The following is an 18,793-nucleotide window of genomic DNA, read 5'->3' on the forward strand; positions in this document are numbered from 1 at the left end:
CCTGAAAGCCAATTTGCTTAGAGTCTTAAATAAATAAATAATTAATCAGGAGAGAGTTCCAATACAGTTTCATTATAAGCCGCAAATATGCCATAACCTCCTTTGATATTTGAATAACGAGGATATGGCGGAGAAAATGCTCGTTCTAATTCGAATGCTGTATAGCGGGTTCTGGAATACTCATAATAGCTTTTACTAAGGGTTCTGATTTGCCCCTCTACTTTATCAATATCTTCTCCACCTAAATTGCGCTTTAAAAATATAGGATCAAGTTCGTAACCTCTCTTGAAATGATAAATACTTCCCTGAAAACATATATCACTCATCATCAACTGTTGAGAATATTGAAAAAAGCAAGGAGAATCTGTACCACTAGCTTGTTCAATAGCAAAAGCAGTTAGTTCTGCTTTACGAATGTCCCTTACTGCAAAAAGGCTCACTGAAAAGAAATCCGAACCTGAATTATTATCCTTTAACGTAAGGAAGAACTTTTTAGCCGGCTTGCCTTTGTTTAGATTTGATTCCATTTTTTCATCGAATTGATAAGATTCAATGACTGGTAAAGCCGGAATTACCTCTTCACCTGTAGTTATGGATGGTAGCGTAGGAGAGTTAACTTTTAAAGAATAGCTAAAGCCTGCTTTAGGCTTAAAATTACTGGCAGAGGTATAAATACCATTTGCGGTATATGTCAAATTTTCTATAAGAATAGTATTTTCATATAAAAGTACTTCTGCATTATTAATCCCTTCTGTGTAAATTTCTTTGCCGGTGGGAGGGTATGTTTTAGATACCAAAACTTTAACGATTTCGCTCGGACTTAGAATGGCATATACAACCATTTTATCACCTTCATAAGGTAATGGTATGGTTATCTCTCTCTCTTTACAACCATTGAAGAGTAAAATTAAAAGAAACAGGATTATTTTTTTCATCTTAATTTTAATGAGTAACTGACAAATGGCAAAAATGGAATAATTCCTACCTGATACAATTTATTTTCGATACCCTTAATACTATCTGAAGTCGCAAAGGGGTAAGGCTGCCAATGTGTTTTCAGATAATAAGCATTATGTCTATTATAAGCATTATATATTCCAAGACTTAAAGTAGCATCTCTATGACGCCGGGTTGTCCATTGAAAGCTATAACTTATATCTAAACGGTGGTAAGCAGGCATTCTATAGTTGTTCCGATTGCCATATATCTCAATAACAGACCCACCAAGCGTAAAATCTCTTTCAAGAAAGTATCTGGCAAGGGCTATAGGAACAGTAGTCGGTTGCCCACTCTGGTAATTCCACGATACATTAAATGAACTTCTGCCATTCTCCGGTTTATAATTAAGCACTATTGCTATTATATGGCGTCTGTCAAAATTGGCTGCATACCAGTTGCCATCATTAATATTGGTAAACTTTCGCTCATTTTTTGCATAGGTGTAAGCAATCCAGCCATTTAAAACGCCCTCTGCCTTGTTCAGAAAAAACTCTAGACCCTTTACTCTGCCAATTCCATTTTTTTCTATCAGGTTTTCCCATGATGTATTAAAATTGGAGAAAAGATTTTTCCCATCAGCATAATCAATCAGGTTTCTGAAATCTTTTTTATAGGCCTCAATAGTTAGTTCAATATGTTGTTTCGGAAAAGATTTGGTTAAGCCTACTGAGAACATTTCAGAATTAGATGGACCGATATTGTCTGTAGAAGGCACCCAGACATCATTCGGAAAGCCAACTCCATTACTACTTAGTAGGTGAATGAACTGATTCATTTGCGAATATCCTCCTTTAATAGCAATATGCTGTGGTAATAAGATATTCGCACTTACTCTGGGTTCAAGCCGGTTGAAAGTATTATTCCGAACCCTATAAAAGACCTGTCTGAGTCCTATATTGGTTGATAGCCATTTCGTGAAATTCAGCTCATTTTCTATAAATACACTGTATTCATTGGCTGTTAAAGCAGCTGTAATTTTTTTAAGAGAATCTGTAAAGACTGGTTGAGAAGTTCTTAGAGAAGTGGGGGTATATAAATGATTAGTAGCTTCAAGACCAAACTTTATCTGATAAAATGAAAGTGGGAACCACTCAACTGAGGCCTTGCCCGACCAATCCCGAATGCTTGAAGTATTGAAAAGGTAGTCTTTTTCTTTCCATTGAGTATTTTCTTTTTGATAACTGGTACTTCCGAGTGTATAATGATAGTCGGAAAAGCTACCAATGGCTTTCAGGAAAACCTTGGGGTGTATGATATAATTTAATCTGACACTACTAATGAGGTTACCCCAATTAAGATTCACTTTCCCCCGATCATTAACCAGACCATCCTGAGATATTAAAAAATCATTTCCATGATAGATACTCGCAAAAACCTGTGTTTTTTTATTGATTTGATGATTAATTTTAGCGTTTATATCGTATAACCAATAATTGAAAGAATTTTCCGCTTTACCGAGTTTGAAAGCAATGATGGCAGGTAATAAAATCGGGGTTAATGTAGAAGTACGGGCAGAAACCATATAAGAAGATTTGCCCCAGTATTTCTGTGACAAAGGCCCCTCAAATAGAATTTTGGAACCTATCAGACCTATTGTCAGCTCCTGTTTTTTCTTTCGGTTATTCCCTTCTTTCATGGATATATCCAGCACAGAGGATAATCTCCCTCCGTATTGAGCCGGAAAACCTGCTTTGTATAAGGATACATTTTTGATAGCATCGGTATTAAATATAGATACCAGACCAAACAAATGGGAGGCATTATACACGGTGGCATCATCTATTAAAATAAGATTCTGGTCAGGGCTGCCCCCTCTGACTAATAACCCCGAGGTACCTTCATTACCAGTGCTTACTCCGGGAGTCATAGCTAATGCTTTTAGAATATCAGATTCGCCAAATAAAATTGGAATTTCCTTTAACCTTGCAACAGGGATACTGGTAACGCCAATAGGCGTTCTTTGTAGTTTTTGTTGTTCTGTAGTTTTTACAATTACTTCTTCTAAAGCTTGTTCTTTGGGCGATAATGCAATATATATGGTTGAGTCTTTATTCAGATTGATAGACAATATAGTCGATTCATAACCAATAAATGAGATTTTTAACTGAGCAGATTTTTGGTTGAGAGAGAGAACAAAATACCCGTATTTATTGGTGAATTGCCCTGCTTTTGAATGTTCTTCAAAAACAGATGCTCCTATTAGGGCTTCACCAGTATTGGCATCAGTAACAAAGCCACTTATATTGTATCGGGTAGTTTGTCCGAAACTTTTAGAAAAAAATATAAAAATGAATAGAATAGCAAGTTTATTCATAAATTTGAAATTTACCCATTCGTTACCCAGATAACGAATGGGATATTACTCAAGTAGTGGTAAGCCTTATAATTGGGCTCATCCTGAGTTTTCGTTTAGCTTTACCCAATGGTAAAACGCAAACTAAATTGTTGAATTTATGGATTCTGACAGATACATTAGTATGGGGTCGTACCTATTTTTCCCTTTACTCTTACCCAAACACTATAAACTGCAAGTCCAGTACCGCCTGGGCTGTCTAAATCTGTTTCATAATCTATTGTCGCTCTGTTAGAATAGGGGCCATCATCTAAACTAAAACTTACATTAATAGCTCCTTCTCGCTTCAACTCAGTAGCATTTTCACCAAACCAAATAAAGAATGACTTTTTTTCATGCATTGCTGTTGCATTCATCCTCATAAATATATGTTCATTTAGTGCACAAGTTGTGCCTCTGCATTTATAAAGGTTATAATCAGCCGAAAATCTTTTATCGCCATCATAATATGTCGTACAATGTTCACGTTGAGAAATTTCTTTAGTTTTTGCGTTAGATTTAATATGTTCTACTACAATTTTAGAAGAACGTACATTACTTAGAGACTCTCCATTCTTATAACGCAAAAAATCTGTCTCCTTATAATTCTCAAACTTGGTTATTTTATCTCTGGTATACTTTATGGCATCTTTACCAACTATTACAAATCCTTCTTTGTTGTATAAAGAACCATACGCATTTCCGTCAACTTGCTTAACAAGTCTTTTATTTACCCCGTCAAAATCAGGAATAAGAGTGGCAAAGTCTTCATATCCCTTCACTGAACTTGTTTTAGATATTTTTTCTATATCTGCTTCGGTAAGGTTATTAAATGCTGTTCTTTGCGATACAAAACCCGGAAGTTGGTTTTCCCAATTGTCCAATTCCTCTTCGGTTCTCATTTTTCTTAAAAGAGCCCATGTATCCATAAAATGTGCTTCATCAACAAATTTTAATTTGCCATTTACCACAGTAATTTTTTTTGCTTGTTTTGATGGTTGTGGTTCGGTTTGTGAAGACTGATCTTTACATGAGACTAAGAAGTAAAAAGAACAACTTACAGCAAATAATGCTATAAGCAATTTTGAAAATGAATGTTTTTTCATAAATTTAAATGTTTAATTGTAAAAAGATTAAATAGTAAGCCCCTGGTCTGCCAAGATTTTCGGGGCTTACTTATAAGCAAAAATAGAAGAGAAGATAGCAGTAATCAATAAGTGAAAACACCGAAATTTATTTAGGTATAAGTGATTTCACCTATCAAATGCAGATGGAGAATCTTTATACAATTGCGAAGCTATTTGTCTTAACTCTCTTGAGCCAGTCAAATCTAATTTCTTGATGATATTGTTTTTGTGTGCCTCAACCGTCTTTTCACAGATAAAAAGTATTTCAGCAATCCGCTTGATTGAATAATTATAACTTAACAAGCGTAAAGTTTCATTCTCTCGTTTACTTAATTGATTTAATAAAGTAATGCGGTTATTAAAAACAGGGCTCTGTATTTTTTTTATTAGTAGAGGCGAAATATATCTCTCTCCTTTAATAAAACATTGGATACAGTTTATTAAGGATTCATTAAAAGTGTCTTTTAAATAATAAGCATCTGCATTAGTAAATATTGCACTAATCATTGATGGTTTATCTAAATCTGATAGGCAAAGAATACATTTAGTGCATAAATGGAGAGTAGATTTAATTTTACGGATTAGCTCTATTCCGGATTTCCCCTCTAAAATTACAAAGTCAGGTTTTGTATTAAGTATTTTTTGAAAGATTGACTTCTCATTTTCAATTGTCAGAGAAATATGTAAGCCATACCTGGACGAATCATTTAATAAAGTAACTATATCTTTATAATTCTGGATAGCAGATAGTATAGAAATTTCTTGTGATGAATTCATAGCTTTAGTCATGTGCAAAAAGTGTCATGACAAAAATACAAAAAAATACATTTAAAGGAAAACTTCCTGATTTTAAATGTAATGTTCCTGAGTTTCTAAACTATGGAATATCATCAGTTTAGAGAGAAGTTTTCAATGCATTCTACCCTCAAAACCGATGAAAACTATAATAAGCCCCTAAATTAATTCTGGCTTCGGTATCTCTGTAATAGCTCTGATAGGCTGCTTCGAGTCCTAATCTGAAATGCCTGGAAATACTATATCTGTATTCAAGTCCGGCACCAAAACCCATTGATAGTTTTTTCTGATAAAAAGGCGGGTTCGGAATGTATTCTAATCCGGTAGGTGGGTTCTGGGTTGGATTCAGTCTGAATCCTCCATATCTGAATTGTGTAGACCTTGCAGCCAAAACAGAAGCATTGATACCCCAGAAATGCGATTGCCGTTTGAAGATACCCACCAAAAAGCCAACATTCAACTTTTGTGAGCTACTTTGCAGATAAGAAATGGTATAGGGATTATTGGGTACACCAAAATATTCTGAACTGTTATAGCTTTGCGCATTGGCGAAACTTAGTTGCGATTGAAACGCAATCAGTTTAGTGAGTTGTCGCTCATATTTAGGTGTAAGATGATAGCCTTTTACATCACCCGTTCCAAATGAGGTAAAGCCTCCTGATACACCTATGGTATTTTTAAATTCAGTCTGAGCTAAAGAAGAAAAGCTGATAAAGGTCAGCAGCAAAATAGTTGTTGTTTTCATAGATGTGGTTTTTGAATGATACTTTAGTCAGATGCAAAATATTATTTGGTAAATGCCTCACCCCAACCCCTCCGCGCGGCGTCCGCTCCTGAAAAAGGAGAGGGGCTAAAAGTCTCCCTCTCCTGCAGGAGAGGGAGATTTAGAGGGTGAGGAGAAATTGGAACGAAATATTATTTGGTATGAAAAATTTTAGAAAAACCTCCATAAAATTATTCCTTAGCTATCTCATTCGGTCAGAATCTCCAGATTCTTAATTCTGGTCGGAAACCATACCCGCATTTCTCCTTGTCCACGATTAGAACGGGCATAGTAGGGGATAAGTACCAAAGGCTGAGTGGTAGTATTAACCGAGAAATCATCAAGAATATTAATCGCACTGGCTTTACCTTTCAGCGTCATGACTCCATTCAGCAAATTCGGCTGAAAACTGGTCTGAAACTGTTGTTTTTCAGGCACTATCAGGTTTGAGGTATGCCCGTTATTATCAGCAAATTCGGCACAATATACTATCGGGCCGTATTCAATCGCTATCTTGCCGATATTATCTTTTACTTTGGCATGGGCAATGGTCTGTCGCACTTCCATCGGTAAATCAATCTCTATTACATCTCCTTTTTTCCAGAGCCTTTCAATGGCTATATACCCATTCTCAGATTTTAATGCCTGTGGCTGACCGTTTACTTTTACTGAAACTTCTTTCACCAATGTTCCTTTATAGGCATATAAATCTGTCGGGAAAGCCTGGTTTTTTGCCCAGCCGGGTATACGCACATACATGGCATAGAATAAGCCTTTTTTGTTTTGTGGCTCAACATTAATTTTGATATTGCCCTCCCAGGGGTAATTGGTTGTCTGGGTAATGGTTACGGTTTCTTTAGGGGCTACTTCCAGCGTGGTGGTATTGCTCACAAATAAATTGACATATACCCGATTGTCTTTCTGTGCATAGATATATCCCGGAATAGAGGGCATAAATCGGCAGATATTGGTGGGGCAGCACGAACAGGTAAACCAGGGCGAACGCTTGTTTTCTCCGGTCAGTTTGCCGTTTTTAACGGTATATTCCATCGGGTTTTCGTAGTTGAAGGTTTTACCGTCTAATCCGATACCGCTGATTAAGCCATTATATAAAGTACGTTCTAAAATATCAATATACTTGGCATCGCCGTACATCATAAACATCCGGTGATTCCAGTAAACGCTCGAAATAGCCGCACAGGTTTCGCAGTAGGCACTATGATTCGATAACTCGTAGTCAGGTCCGAAGCCCTCCCAGTTACCTGCTTGTCCTAATCCTCCGGTAATATAGGTTTTCTTCGTAAAAGCATTGTCCCATATTTTGGTAATGGCAGTCAGGTATTCTAAATTATTGGTGAGCGAAGCCACATCGGCCATGCCTGCATACAGGTATCCTGCCCTCACCGAGTGCCCTACGGCTTCGGTTTGTTGTACAACAGGGATATTATCCTGCCAGTAGGCACCTGTTTGCCATACGGTGGCTTCTTTATCGCCTGTTTTCTTTTCATAGGTTCTTTTCCCCCGGCAATCAATAAAGAATTTAGACAGGTTAAGGTATTCTTTCTTGCCCGTAATTCTGTACAACTTTACCAGACCTATTTCAATTACCTGATGCCCGGGTGCTACGTCCTTTTTACCCGGCCCGAAAACCGTAAGCAGGTGGTCGGCATTTTTGAGGGCAATCGTAAGCATATTCTTTTTGCCTGTGGCCAGATAATGGGCTGAGGCTGCTTCATAAAAATGCCCCATATTGTATAACTCATGGCTGAGTTCATGTTCTTTTTCGTAGCGTTCTTTGCCAATCCAGGGGTGGCTGGTGTCGCCCATTGTACGGGTTGTGTACAAATACCCATCAGGTTCCTGTGCCTTACCTATGAGGGTAATCAGTGAATCAAGATAGGTATCCAGTTTCGCATCGTATTTTACATGAAGCGAATAAGCAGCTCCTTCAATGATTTTGTAAATATCCGAGTCATCAAACGGATAGGTTGTACAGAGTTTACCTGTATGGGCTACTGCCTGTTCAAAGTTTTTGATACGCCCGGTTTCTTTTGATTTCTGAAACGACCACGGAATAGTAACTGTACGATTGATTTCCAGTTTGGGCAACCAGAAATTATCATTCAGTTTTACTTTCGTAAAAGGTACACCGCTATAAGGATAATCTTTCTGGAATTGCCCTAAAGACAAAAAAGAAACGAAACTGAAAGCAATAGAAATAATGACACGTTTCATAGAAATAGGGTATAGTTTAGGTAGGTTGTCAGCGTTAGTTAAGGTCTTTGCTATTTAGTTTTACTATCTCTTTGGTTTTGATGGCATTGTCTAAAGTTATCCAGCCACGAAAATCGTTTCCTACTTTAAACTCTGCATAACAAACTTTATTGAGTCCTTCTGTTATGAGATAGGTTTCGTTGATAAGCACCAATCTATTTGACCATTCAATACTCAATCTGAATTTTTCCAATTCACGTATTCCCTCGAAAACTCCAAAACGTCTGTGTAAAAAAGAGAATTTTTGATTCGTATTTGCCGGTTGTCCGATAGTAATGGTGTCTCCTTTAGCAAAATTTACCCCTGAGACTGTGCAGGTAGGAACTTTCATTTTCTCGTATTCTTTTTCTGCGTTTTTTTTAGAATCCTGACCCATTGAGGTTGAGGCGCTAAAGGCCAGTAATATAAATAGCATTTTTGTTTTCATAGTTGTAGTAGATAATTTAATTGTTTTGAAGATTCAGTTTTTTAGGAAAACAGCCCCTTTGTTATTCTGCCAATAAATATAACAGATTTTAAAAATACCAGCAATAAAAGCAGGAATATCTGCTAAAAGAACAATTAGACAGGTACCCGTTTGGGAAGATGCCTTTTTTTCTGAATATTTGCAGCTACAACATTCAACCTCTTCTCTAATGAAACTAAAACTTTTACTCTTTGCTTTTGTGCTGTTTTTGTGCGGTTGGAAAGGCAAAACTCCACCTCCGGCCAAACCTAAGAATATCATCTTTATTCTGGCCGACGACCATCGGTATGATTTTATGGGCTTTATGAATAAAGTGCCGGGTTTGCAGACGCCTAATATGGATAAAATAGCCCGGGAGGGGGCACACATTCAGAATGCTTTTGTAAGTACTGCCCTTTGTTCGCCAAGTAGAGCCAGTATTCTTACCGGACAATACGCCCACACCCATACCATTGTTGACAATCAGGCACCTCTCCCAAAAGGTCTCAAATTTTTTCCGCAATACTTACAGAAAGCCGGATATAACACTGCTTTTTTAGGAAAGTGGCATATGGGCAATACCGATGATGCGCCGCAGCCGGGTTTTAATTACTGGTTGAGTTTCAAAGGGCAGGGCGTGTATTATAATCCTACTTTCAATATCAATGGTAAGCAGGTAGCCCATAAAGATAGTAGCTATATCTCAGATTTATTGACCGATTATGCCGAACAATGGCTTAATTCTTTAGACAAGAACAAACCCTTTTGTATGTATTTGTCGCATAAAGGAGTGCATGCCGAGTTTCAGCCTGCTAAAAGACATAAAGGTTCTTTTAAAGAGGCATTGGTATATCCTGAGTCTATGTATCTGACAAAGACCGATACCAGTAAGATTTTTGGTGCTTTGCCTGTACATAATGCTGCACAACCGCCTATGAACCCCAATATGAAAGATATGCCGCAATGGGTAAAAAACCAACGGTATAGCTGGCATGGGGTTGATTACCTGTATCATGGGCAGATTCAGTTCAATGATTTTTACCGTCAGTATGCTGAGACACTCAGAGGGGTTGATGATAGCATTGGTAGGGTTCTGAAATGGCTGGAAGATAACGGTCAGGCTGAAAATACCTTGGTGATTTATATGGGTGATAATGGTTTCAGCTTTGGCGAGCATGGTTTGATAGACAAACGCCATGCCTACGAAGAGTCAATGCGTGTACCTTTGATTATGCGTTGCCCGAGTGTTATCAAGCCTAATTCAAAAATTTCGGAAGTAATTCAGAACATTGATATTGCGCCTACCATTCTGAACTATGCAGGTGTAGCAACACCTGTACAAATGCAGGGGAAATCGTTTCTGCCGATTCTGAAAGGACAAAAAACAGACTGGAAAGACAAGGCTTTTTATGAGTATTACTGGGAGTATGATTTTCCGCAGACCCCTACGATGTTTGCTGTCAGAACCGACCGTTATAAGTATATTTTTAATCATGGCGTGTGGGATGCCAATGAGTTGTATGACCTGAAAAATGACCCCTTAGAGGTAAATAACCTTATCAGAAGCCCGGAGCATCAGGCTATTGCCAAAGACTTACGAGACCAGGTATGGAGTTGGTTAGAAGATACCAAAGGCATGCAGATACCTTTGAAACGTATATCTAATAAAAGGGGAGACCATAGGTATAGAGGGACGTATTGAGATTGATATTTTTTTGGTAGAGACGTATTGCTATACGTCTCCATTGGGTTATCATTATGTAGGATAATCAGCTATTCTTTAAAACCTTGCACAGAATACTTTTATCGAATCGGATAGACTTTTGGAGACGTATAGCAATACGTCTCTACCTAATTATGCAAATTCCTTAAAGGCAGATTTACCCCTCCACCTCCTTCACAGGTAATACCATCACTACCTTGGTTCCGATGCCTTCGCCTTCTTTGTTTTCTAAATCTATGGTCTGGATATTCAGGGTATAGTTTTCTTCGAGTTTCATTAATTCCAGTCGGTTTTTAATGAGCGAAGTACCTTTGGAAACATGTCCTTTATGGCCTTGCTGAATAGTACCTGCCGCTTTCCGGCCTATACCATTGTCTTCAATTTCGCAGATGAGCGTTTCTGCCGTATCTTTTTTGAATCGTATCCATATTTTGCCATTATTGTCTTCCCGGCGGCCTGTCATCAGGCCATGCCATATCGCATTTTCAACATGCGGCTGAATCATCATGCTTGGAATCTGTATTTCTGTTGGGTTAATTTCCTCATCTACTTCAATGCTGTACTGAAAAGCATTGGAAAAACGCAGACTTTCCATCTGAACAAAATAGGTCAGTAATTCTACTTCTTTATTGAGCGATACAAACTGACTGCCAGAATTATCTAAAACCAACCGTACTAATTTGGCGAATTTAGACAGGTAACGAGAGGCTTCAATAGGGTTATTATCTAAAATAAATGCCTGAATGGAGTTCAATACATTGAAAATGAAATGCGGATTTAACTGTGAGCGCAGGGCAGTCAGTTTCAAGTCATTGATTTGTTTCTGCACCTCAGTTTTTTCGGCTTCTCTTGTTTCTATGTCCTGAATCTGACGCTTGTATAAATAATAGAGTATGGCACTCACAATTAACAGAAAACCTACTCTGAACCAGAGGGTCTTCCACCAGGGAGGCGTAATGACGATAGTCATCGATGCCACATTCCTGCTCCAGTTCAACCCATCGCTCATGGCTGTTACTTTAAAGGTATAGGTGCCCGGCGGCAGGTTGGTATAGCTGGCATATTTGTTATTCTGTGCGTCTTTCCAGGTATTATCGGCTCCTTCCAGAATATATTTGTAACGGTTCTGGCTACCATTATTAAAATTAAGCCCTACGTATTCAAAGGTTATATCGTTTTGCTGATAATTGATAGTAACAGGCTCGTTGATATTATAAGCAAACGGAATGTTATCAATTTTTATACCTGTAATAAAAGGCTTTGGCGGATTTCGTTTAATATTAAAATTATCTAAGGCTAACAATGAAAAAGAATTGTCAGACCCGATAAAAAGGGTATCACCTGCTGCATTGAAAGGCAGAATGGCTCCGATGTTGTTATTAGCCAGTCCATTTACATCAGTCAGGTGCTGCATTACATTGGTTTTTAAGTTGAGGTAGTTAAGCCCCTGAGGCGAGCCCATCCATAAAATATCATTTTTGTCAAGTAAAAGATGTTCCACACCGTTGCTTAACAGGCCATCAAATTTATCATAAAGCGTGAATGTATCTTTATGTAAATCATAAATGAATACGCCAATGTGAGTAGCTATATAAAGATTTCCTTTTTTGTCGGCCGTCATAAAATTGATGGCATCGCTTTCAAATCCCTTTTTCTCTCCCATTTTAATCACCGAAAAAGTATCTTTCTTTCTGTCCCATTTTACTAATCCACCACCAGACGTTGTACCCATCCACATATTTCCGGCATAATCTTCTGTAATACTGTAAGCCATACGCAAGGGGAAAGCAGGGGTTGTTTTCTGTGAATATTGTTTAAACCTATTGGTTTTTGGGTCATATACAACCACACCATTGCCATTGGCTACACCCATCCACATCATTCCCCGGCTATCTATGAATTGGTTATTAACCAAAAAAGAATCCAAAGCCATGGGTTTAGTGGGGTTTTTGATGCGACCAAAGTCATAATTGCCCATTTTAATCCACCATAAACCATACTGGGTGGCCAGCCAGAGGGTGTCTTTTTTATGTAATCTGGTTGATACCCCTACAGCAATCTCGGGGTGTTGCTTGCTTCCAAAGAAAAACTTATCCATGTTGTCTTTGGCGAGGTCTGACATAAACCAGCCGTTGCCATAAGTACCTATAAAGACTTTATCGGGACCCATACGTTGAAAAGTAAGCGCAGGAGCCACTGACCACGATAAACTATTGATGGCTTTATTGATATTAGGATACGTAATAATGGCCTGTTTTGATTTTGAAATAAGATATAGACCGTCAAAATGGCTTACCCAGATATTGCCTTCCCTGTCTTTCATATAGGTCGGCAATCGGTTGCCACTCATGGAACTTGTCCAGACAGGCTTGTTGCTTAAATCACTCAGTTGTTTGGTAGTTAAATTCAGGAGCAGGGGTTTTCCTTCCTGTTTTTCTATGATAGCTGTGTGATTGTCAAGCGGATAAATGGTACCTAATCTATCATTAGCCAGTAATGAGGGCTTTACGTTAATCTGAAATGACTCGATTTTTCGGGTATCAGGAAAATATTTATAGACCACATTGGTATTTCTTAGCAATACCCAAAGCGTATGGTCAGGGGCTTGTTTACAGGTATTAAGCTCATTCAGAAAGCCTAAATGCGGGAATTTCTGAACGGCATTGATAATTCGCTTTTTGCGGAAATCAATCCAACTGGTCTGGTTGGTTTGAATATTTTTAATAACAAACTGATTACCTTCTACTTCGTACAATTTGAAGCCTAACGCAAGCCGCCTTTTTTCAAATTCTTCTTCGGGGGTATAGTATGAATCAACAATTCTGAAATTTTTGTCTAAAACGTGCAGACCCGAAAAAGTAAGTACCCAAAGGTTGCCCTTTCGGTCTGATTTTAAATCGTATACATTATTGTCTAATAATTTCAGGTCAGCGGAGCGGGCAAAGAAAATATTACGGAAAGTCTGCTTATGCGTATCCATAATCGTCAGGCCGTCGGCTGTACCAATTGCCAGCTTATTATCGGGTAAAACGATAATAGAAGAAATCTGGTCAGAGATAATGGAGTTGGTATCTTTTGTATGTGTAAAAGAAAAAAAACGCTCGCCATCGTAACGATTCAATCCTTCAAGTGTAGCAATCCACAAAAAACCATCATTGTCTTGCACAGCCGCTTTTATTTCATTGCTTGATAAGCCGTTTTTTGAATCAAAATGCTCTATATTATTGAAAAGCAACTGTGCTGAAGTCCGGCTACAGGGTAGCAGTAAAATCAGGCATATATGTAGTAACAAAAGTCTCACTCAGCGAACAGTTTATAGTTAGTATATTTTATCAGGCAAAAACAAGAATAAGTGGGCATGAAATCTGTTTCCGAAATTTACTAAAAAGTACTACTGATAAGTCCTAAAGCCTGAAATATCAGCTCTAAATCTTATTGAAAGAATAAGAGGGAGTAATTCTATCCATAAAACGATGTATTTTGAAAATGAAAGAATGGCAATACTGCTAAAGGAAGTATTCAGCGTAATTCATTTTTTATACGGTTCAGATTAGGGTTACTCCATACAACAATCAGGATTTGTAAATGTTTATAAAGGCTATTTAATCACTTAGCCTGAGTTATTTACTGCCTTGACCATACCCGGATTGCCAATCCGGGATACGCCAGATTCTTATTTTTTCCTGCCGGAAGCTAATCTATTTATGCCATCTACAAATTCTGGCTTTCGTAGTTTTTATATTTCGCACAACTTTGTGCCATCAAATGAATCAAACAATTAAACAGACCAGTCATGAAAACTTATCATTCTTTTAACAGATTTTTTGCTTATGCCATCGTTTTTTCAATGTTGTTCTTATACAGTTGTAAAGACAAAGAATCGGTTGAACCATCAATGGCAGACGAAGTTACAGGCAACTATAACGTAAGTTCGATTTCGCAAGGAGGTTTAGTCGTTACACTACCTATGGAAGGCTTATCGGGTGAATATTCAGTAAGCAAGATTAATGATTCTAAAGTGAAAGTTTCGTATGTATTGAAATCGAAAGGCTACCCTGATGAAGTAGGTTCAGAAGATGCTACTTTGACAAAAGCATCTAACGGAGGTATTGATTTTCATACGACAGAAAAAGTAGGAAACTTTGCCAATAACACCATTACTTTTGAGTTTACTGACGAAAACGGTGACATAACTATCGTAGCCAAGAAAAAGTAAGAAACCCGGACACGGTTTATCATATCTATAGAATGGTAAGCCCTTTGCTGAGACATAAAAAAGCCACCTTGTCGCACAGATAAGGTGGCTTCCTGCCTTTGATTACCAGATATAAGTAGCCACCGAACCTCCGTTAAGCGATTGGCTTAATAGCTTGCCTTTTACCGATATAGCAAAGGCTTGTGGTTTGTCAGACTCGTTCAGTACCAACAATACAGTTTTACCTGCAGGCGTTTTAAAAGCTACATTTGCCAGACTCATGGTACTATTAGAGGCAATACGCACCGAACCCGGACGAACAAATTTAGAAGCATGCGCTACTATATAATAGGCCGGATTTCTGATAATTGAATTTCCCACAGTAATAGCTCCCAGACATTCGGTACAACCGCCATCGGTATGCGGGTTTTGTTTCGGGTCGGCGGCTAAGTTCCATTCCAGTACATTTTTGCTCCAGTTTCTTGGGGCGCCGATAATCAGGTTTTTTACATGCCATTTCAAATCGCCTGCAAAATTACCGGGGGCACCAATCCATTGTTCTGTAAAATACAGGTTTTTATCAGGGTGTGCTTCATGTACCTCATTCAGGGCTTCAATACTGCCACCATATAAGTGAAAAGCCGAACCATCTATGTATTTACGGGCTTCGGGGTCGTTCAGAACACTGATAGGATAATCAGGCCGGTCGGCGTTGTGGTCATACAAAATAATTTTGGTTTTGATAGCCGCCGCCTTAAATGCCGGACCAAGGTTTTTCTTGATAAAGGTAGTTTGTTCACTCGGCAACATCAGCAGGCTTGGGTTATTGCCCGGGTGCAAAGGCTCATTCTGAATCGTGATGGCATCAATGCGGATTCCCTCTTTTTGCATGTGCTGAATATACTTCACTAAATACCTGGCATAAGCCTGATAAAATTCCGGTTTCAGACTACCGCCTTTTGAGTTACCGTTGGTTTTCATCCATGTAGGGGGTGTCCAGGGTGAGCCTAAGATTTTGATAGCCGGATTGATTTTAAGGATTTGTTTCAGTACAGGTAGTAAATCTTTTTGCTCTTCGGCCAGACTGAATTTCTGTATGTTCGGGTCGGTTTCACCACTGGCCAAATCATTGTAAGTAAATACATGGTCGCTTAAATCAGAAGCACCGATACTGACCCTTAAATAGCTGATACCGATATTGTTCTGGTCAATAGCAAAAAGTTCTTTCAGCAGGTCAGCCCTTTCGGCATCCTTTAGCTGATTAATCAGCGTGGCACTACCGCCTGTAAGCGTAAAACCAAAGCCATCCATAGTCTGAAAGCGTTTGGTGTCGTCCACAAAAATGGTCGGGCCATCAGTTTTTTCATTGCCAAAACTTAATGTCTGGGATTGTTTCTGAAATAAAACCGACTTATCGGCATTGGTAAGCCATACTTCTACCTGTTGCGCTTTTGCCAGAAAAGTAGCAAAACAGAGCAGAATCGTTAGCGTTTGTTTCATAGATTGGTTTTTTAAATGAGGTTGGTAAAATAAAGTATTTTTGAATTTTGAGGAGAGTCTCTACCTTCGAAAATAATGAAAATTGGCAAAGCGAATAAAATTGCCCCAGTCGTAGGCGGTCATGTTATGAATCCCTTCCCGGTTATGATAGCCTAAAACCGAATGAATAATAGGGGTATTAGGTGGTGGTGGAGTAGGGGTGAGTGCTGATTTTTTTCCATACAAAGCATAGACCTTTTGCGACTCAATAATAGATTGGTAAGACCCCACAGGGTCAGCCCATAAATCCTTTGTGGCAGAAGTAGTATAAACAGGTCTCGGGGCTATTAACGAAATCAGCATGTGCTGGTCAACAGGTAAAGCGTTTGCCTTATCATTATATTGTTTATAATTGTTGTTGAACCAGTGAGGAAAAGTAGTGTTAATGGCTCTGATGGTTTCGGCAGGTTTGTATTGCCGCCTGGCTAAGGCAGCCCCTGTATTGCCCGAACAACTGGAAAATACCATAGCAAAACGCTGGTCTTGTGCGGCTGCCCATAAAGCGGCCTTACCACCACGCGAATGACCTACCAGATTGACTTTATCAAAATCTATGGCTGCATCAGTTTTAAAATAATCCATTACCCGACTGGCAGCCCAGCCCCAGGCACCAATGGCTTTCATGCCATTATCGGCCGTTAACTGTTCAGGATATAGCTGTAAAACACCTTTCTGATAGGTGTCCTTGTTGTCGGGAGCGGCATCACTTACATGAAAAGCAGCTATGGCATAACCACTGTCAATAGCCATTTCAGCAGGCCAGAACTCGCTTATGGTTTTTCTTGTGGGGTCTGTATTCTCCTTACCCCGGTTATTAATCAGCAAAAATACGGGTGAGTTTTTTTTACCATTATTTGGGGTAAACAATATCAGATTAATCGCTACCATCTTATTGTCTTTCTCTACAGTAATCAATACCTCTTTCAGGTGTGCCTTGCCATTCATGGCGTTAGCTATTTCATTGGTAATCTTATAGCTAATATGGTCGTAACTTTTCGGCATCTGACCATAAATGTTATCTTCAAACAAGGTTAATAATTCCGGCCTTCTCTTTTTCTCCCATTCAGTTATTTTTTTTACTGGCTTTCCGTCAGCGGTTTTTAAAATCTCCGGTAGCGTATAGGGTGGTACATCTGCTTCATCATTTTGTCCATAGCTTTTTGTTAGTACAAAAAGCATCACCAAACAAAATTTAAGTTGTCTCATCATCGGGCTGTTTCTTGAAATGTGTTTACACAAAACTATATAAAGGAATGGCAAGAACAAAATGACAACCTGTGAGTAAGGTATTTCTTATTACCATACAACCGGAAACTAATCCATTTTTGATTGAATTGATGGCGTTAGGATAGATGAGCGCATCTATTTCTTTTTTAAGTTTTATTTTATATTTTTGACAGACTTAATTCAGCCTATAACCATCTATTCAAATGCCAAAGTTTTTCGCAATTATACTTTGTGTAATTAGTCTGTCTGTTTCTGCACAGAAAAAACAACCTGTCTCAGTTATTTTTGATACCGACATTGCCCCCGATTATGATGATGTGGGTGCTATGGCATTGCTCCATGCTTTTGCCGATGCCGGAGAAGCAAAGATATTAGCTACCATTTCGTGCAATGCTTTTGAAACCACCGTGCCTACCATCAGTTTATTGAACGATTATTTTGGCCGTCCGAATATTCCGATTGGTATTACCAAAAGAGAAAAACCCAATATGAACTGCTCGCAGAAATGGGCAGAATATATTGTAGAAAAATACCCGCATAAGGTAAAATCAAATGCTGAGGCAATGGAGGCTACCAAACTATACAGAAAGATTTTAGCCAAACAGCCCGACCAGTCTGTTACCATTATTACTGTAGGATTCTTCACTAATTTAGCTGATTTATTAGCCTCTCAGCCTGACGAGTTTTCAAAACTTTCGGGCAAAGACCTGATAAAGAAAAAGGTAAAACTATTGGTATCGATGGCGGCCGGATTAAACAAGGAAAATCGTGGACATGAATTTAATGTACATATTGATGCCAAAGCCTCTCAGAAAGTTTTTACAGAATGGAATACGCCTATGCTACTAAGTGGCTTTGAGATAGGAGAGAAGATAAGAACAGGTATCCGTTTAATTAATAACGAAAGTATTCAGCAAAGCCCTGTGAAAGATGCGTATCAGGTAGCACTGACCAAAGATAAAAATACAATCGGGCGTAATAGCTGGGACCAGACGGCTGTGTTGGTAGCTATAAAAGGAATAGCACCGTATTTTTCTACAAGAAAACTGGATTTTGAAATCAAAGACGATGGTACCAATCTATTGATTCCGGGAGAGAAGATAACTTATCTGACCGAAAAAATGCCAGCCACAGAAGTAGCGGCTATCATTGAAGATTTAATGATGCACCAGCCTAAGAAGAAATAATTATTCTTTAGATTTTTTATAAATTGTTTTCGTAGAGACGCCATGCTGGCACCTCCAAGGGTATACCCCTACCAATACATTTTAATTGAGAAGATATTTTTCATATAATAGTTGGCGCTTTTCATTTCATAGCCCCTAAGAGACGCCAACATGGCGTCTCTACGAGAACGATTTATATTTATCAATC

13 protein-coding genes are annotated in these 18,793 nt (G+C 38.5%); 3 read left to right on the forward strand and 10 right to left on the reverse strand.

Translation table 11 applies throughout. The annotated features are described in order from the left end of the window. Positions 1–41: 41 nt before the first annotated feature. From EWM59_RS20395 to EWM59_RS20425, 7 genes are all read right to left on the reverse strand, one after another. On the reverse strand, positions 42–935 hold the full coding sequence (locus EWM59_RS20395; RefSeq protein ID WP_130023098.1) for a DUF4249 domain-containing protein: 894 nt from the start codon (positions 933–935) through the stop codon (positions 42–44). Then, positions 932–3,313, reverse strand: coding sequence for a TonB-dependent receptor (locus EWM59_RS20400; RefSeq protein WP_130023099.1), 2,382 nt, complete (start codon positions 3,311–3,313; stop codon positions 932–934). The genes EWM59_RS20395 and EWM59_RS20400 overlap by 4 nt, the downstream gene beginning before the upstream one ends. Positions 3,314–3,471: 158 nt before the next feature. Beyond that, a complete protein-coding gene (locus EWM59_RS20405; protein WP_130023100.1) occupies positions 3,472–4,437 on the reverse strand; it encodes a hypothetical protein in 966 nt (321 codons plus the stop codon). A 147-nt stretch (positions 4,438–4,584) separates the two neighbouring features. Then, complete coding sequence (locus EWM59_RS20410; protein WP_130023101.1) at positions 4,585–5,247, reverse strand: LuxR C-terminal-related transcriptional regulator; 663 nt, start codon at positions 5,245–5,247, stop codon at positions 4,585–4,587. Positions 5,248–5,383: 136 nt separating this feature from the next. Continuing rightward, positions 5,384–5,998, reverse strand: a complete 615-nt coding sequence (locus EWM59_RS20415) for an outer membrane beta-barrel protein (protein ID WP_130023102.1) — start codon at positions 5,996–5,998, stop codon at positions 5,384–5,386. Positions 5,999–6,223: 225 nt separating this feature from the next. After that, positions 6,224–8,251 (reverse strand): glycoside hydrolase family 127 protein, encoded by a 2,028-nt coding sequence (locus EWM59_RS20420; RefSeq protein ID WP_130023103.1) that lies wholly within the window; start codon positions 8,249–8,251, stop codon positions 6,224–6,226. Between the two features lie 34 nt (positions 8,252–8,285). After that, positions 8,286–8,717, reverse strand: coding sequence for a hypothetical protein (locus tag EWM59_RS20425; RefSeq protein ID WP_130023104.1), 432 nt, complete (start codon positions 8,715–8,717; stop codon positions 8,286–8,288). Positions 8,718–8,925: 208 nt separating this feature from the next. Here EWM59_RS20425 and EWM59_RS20430 point away from each other — a divergent pair, with 208 nt between their 5' ends. Beyond that, positions 8,926–10,437, forward strand: a complete 1,512-nt coding sequence (locus EWM59_RS20430; RefSeq protein WP_130023105.1) for a sulfatase family protein — start codon at positions 8,926–8,928, stop codon at positions 10,435–10,437. Positions 10,438–10,615: 178 nt separating this feature from the next. Here EWM59_RS20430 and EWM59_RS20435 read toward each other — a convergent pair whose 3' ends face one another. After that, positions 10,616–13,759 (reverse strand): ligand-binding sensor domain-containing protein, encoded by a 3,144-nt coding sequence (locus EWM59_RS20435; protein ID WP_130023106.1) that lies wholly within the window; start codon positions 13,757–13,759, stop codon positions 10,616–10,618. A gap of 492 nt (positions 13,760–14,251) precedes the next feature. Here EWM59_RS20435 and EWM59_RS20440 point away from each other — a divergent pair, with 492 nt between their 5' ends. Continuing rightward, positions 14,252–14,674, forward strand: coding sequence for a chromo domain-containing protein (locus EWM59_RS20440; protein ID WP_130023107.1), 423 nt, complete (start codon positions 14,252–14,254; stop codon positions 14,672–14,674). Positions 14,675–14,776: 102 nt separating this feature from the next. Here EWM59_RS20440 and EWM59_RS20445 read toward each other — a convergent pair whose 3' ends face one another. After that, on the reverse strand, positions 14,777–16,153 hold the full coding sequence (locus EWM59_RS20445; protein ID WP_130023108.1) for a glycoside hydrolase family 30 protein: 1,377 nt from the start codon (positions 16,151–16,153) through the stop codon (positions 14,777–14,779). A 60-nt stretch (positions 16,154–16,213) separates the two neighbouring features. Next, a complete protein-coding gene (locus tag EWM59_RS20450) occupies positions 16,214–17,371 on the reverse strand; it encodes an alpha/beta fold hydrolase (RefSeq protein WP_229239400.1) in 1,158 nt (385 codons plus the stop codon). A gap of 251 nt (positions 17,372–17,622) precedes the next feature. Between EWM59_RS20450 and EWM59_RS20455 the strand changes: the two genes are divergently transcribed. Next, positions 17,623–18,606: a nucleoside hydrolase gene (locus EWM59_RS20455; RefSeq protein ID WP_130023110.1), complete on the forward strand. Its 984-nt coding sequence runs from the start codon at positions 17,623–17,625 to the stop codon at positions 18,604–18,606. Positions 18,607–18,793: the final 187 nt, after the last annotated feature.

It is taken from the genome of Emticicia agri (genome assembly GCF_004168285.1).
GTDB lineage: Bacteria > Bacteroidota > Bacteroidia > Cytophagales > Spirosomataceae > Emticicia > Emticicia agri.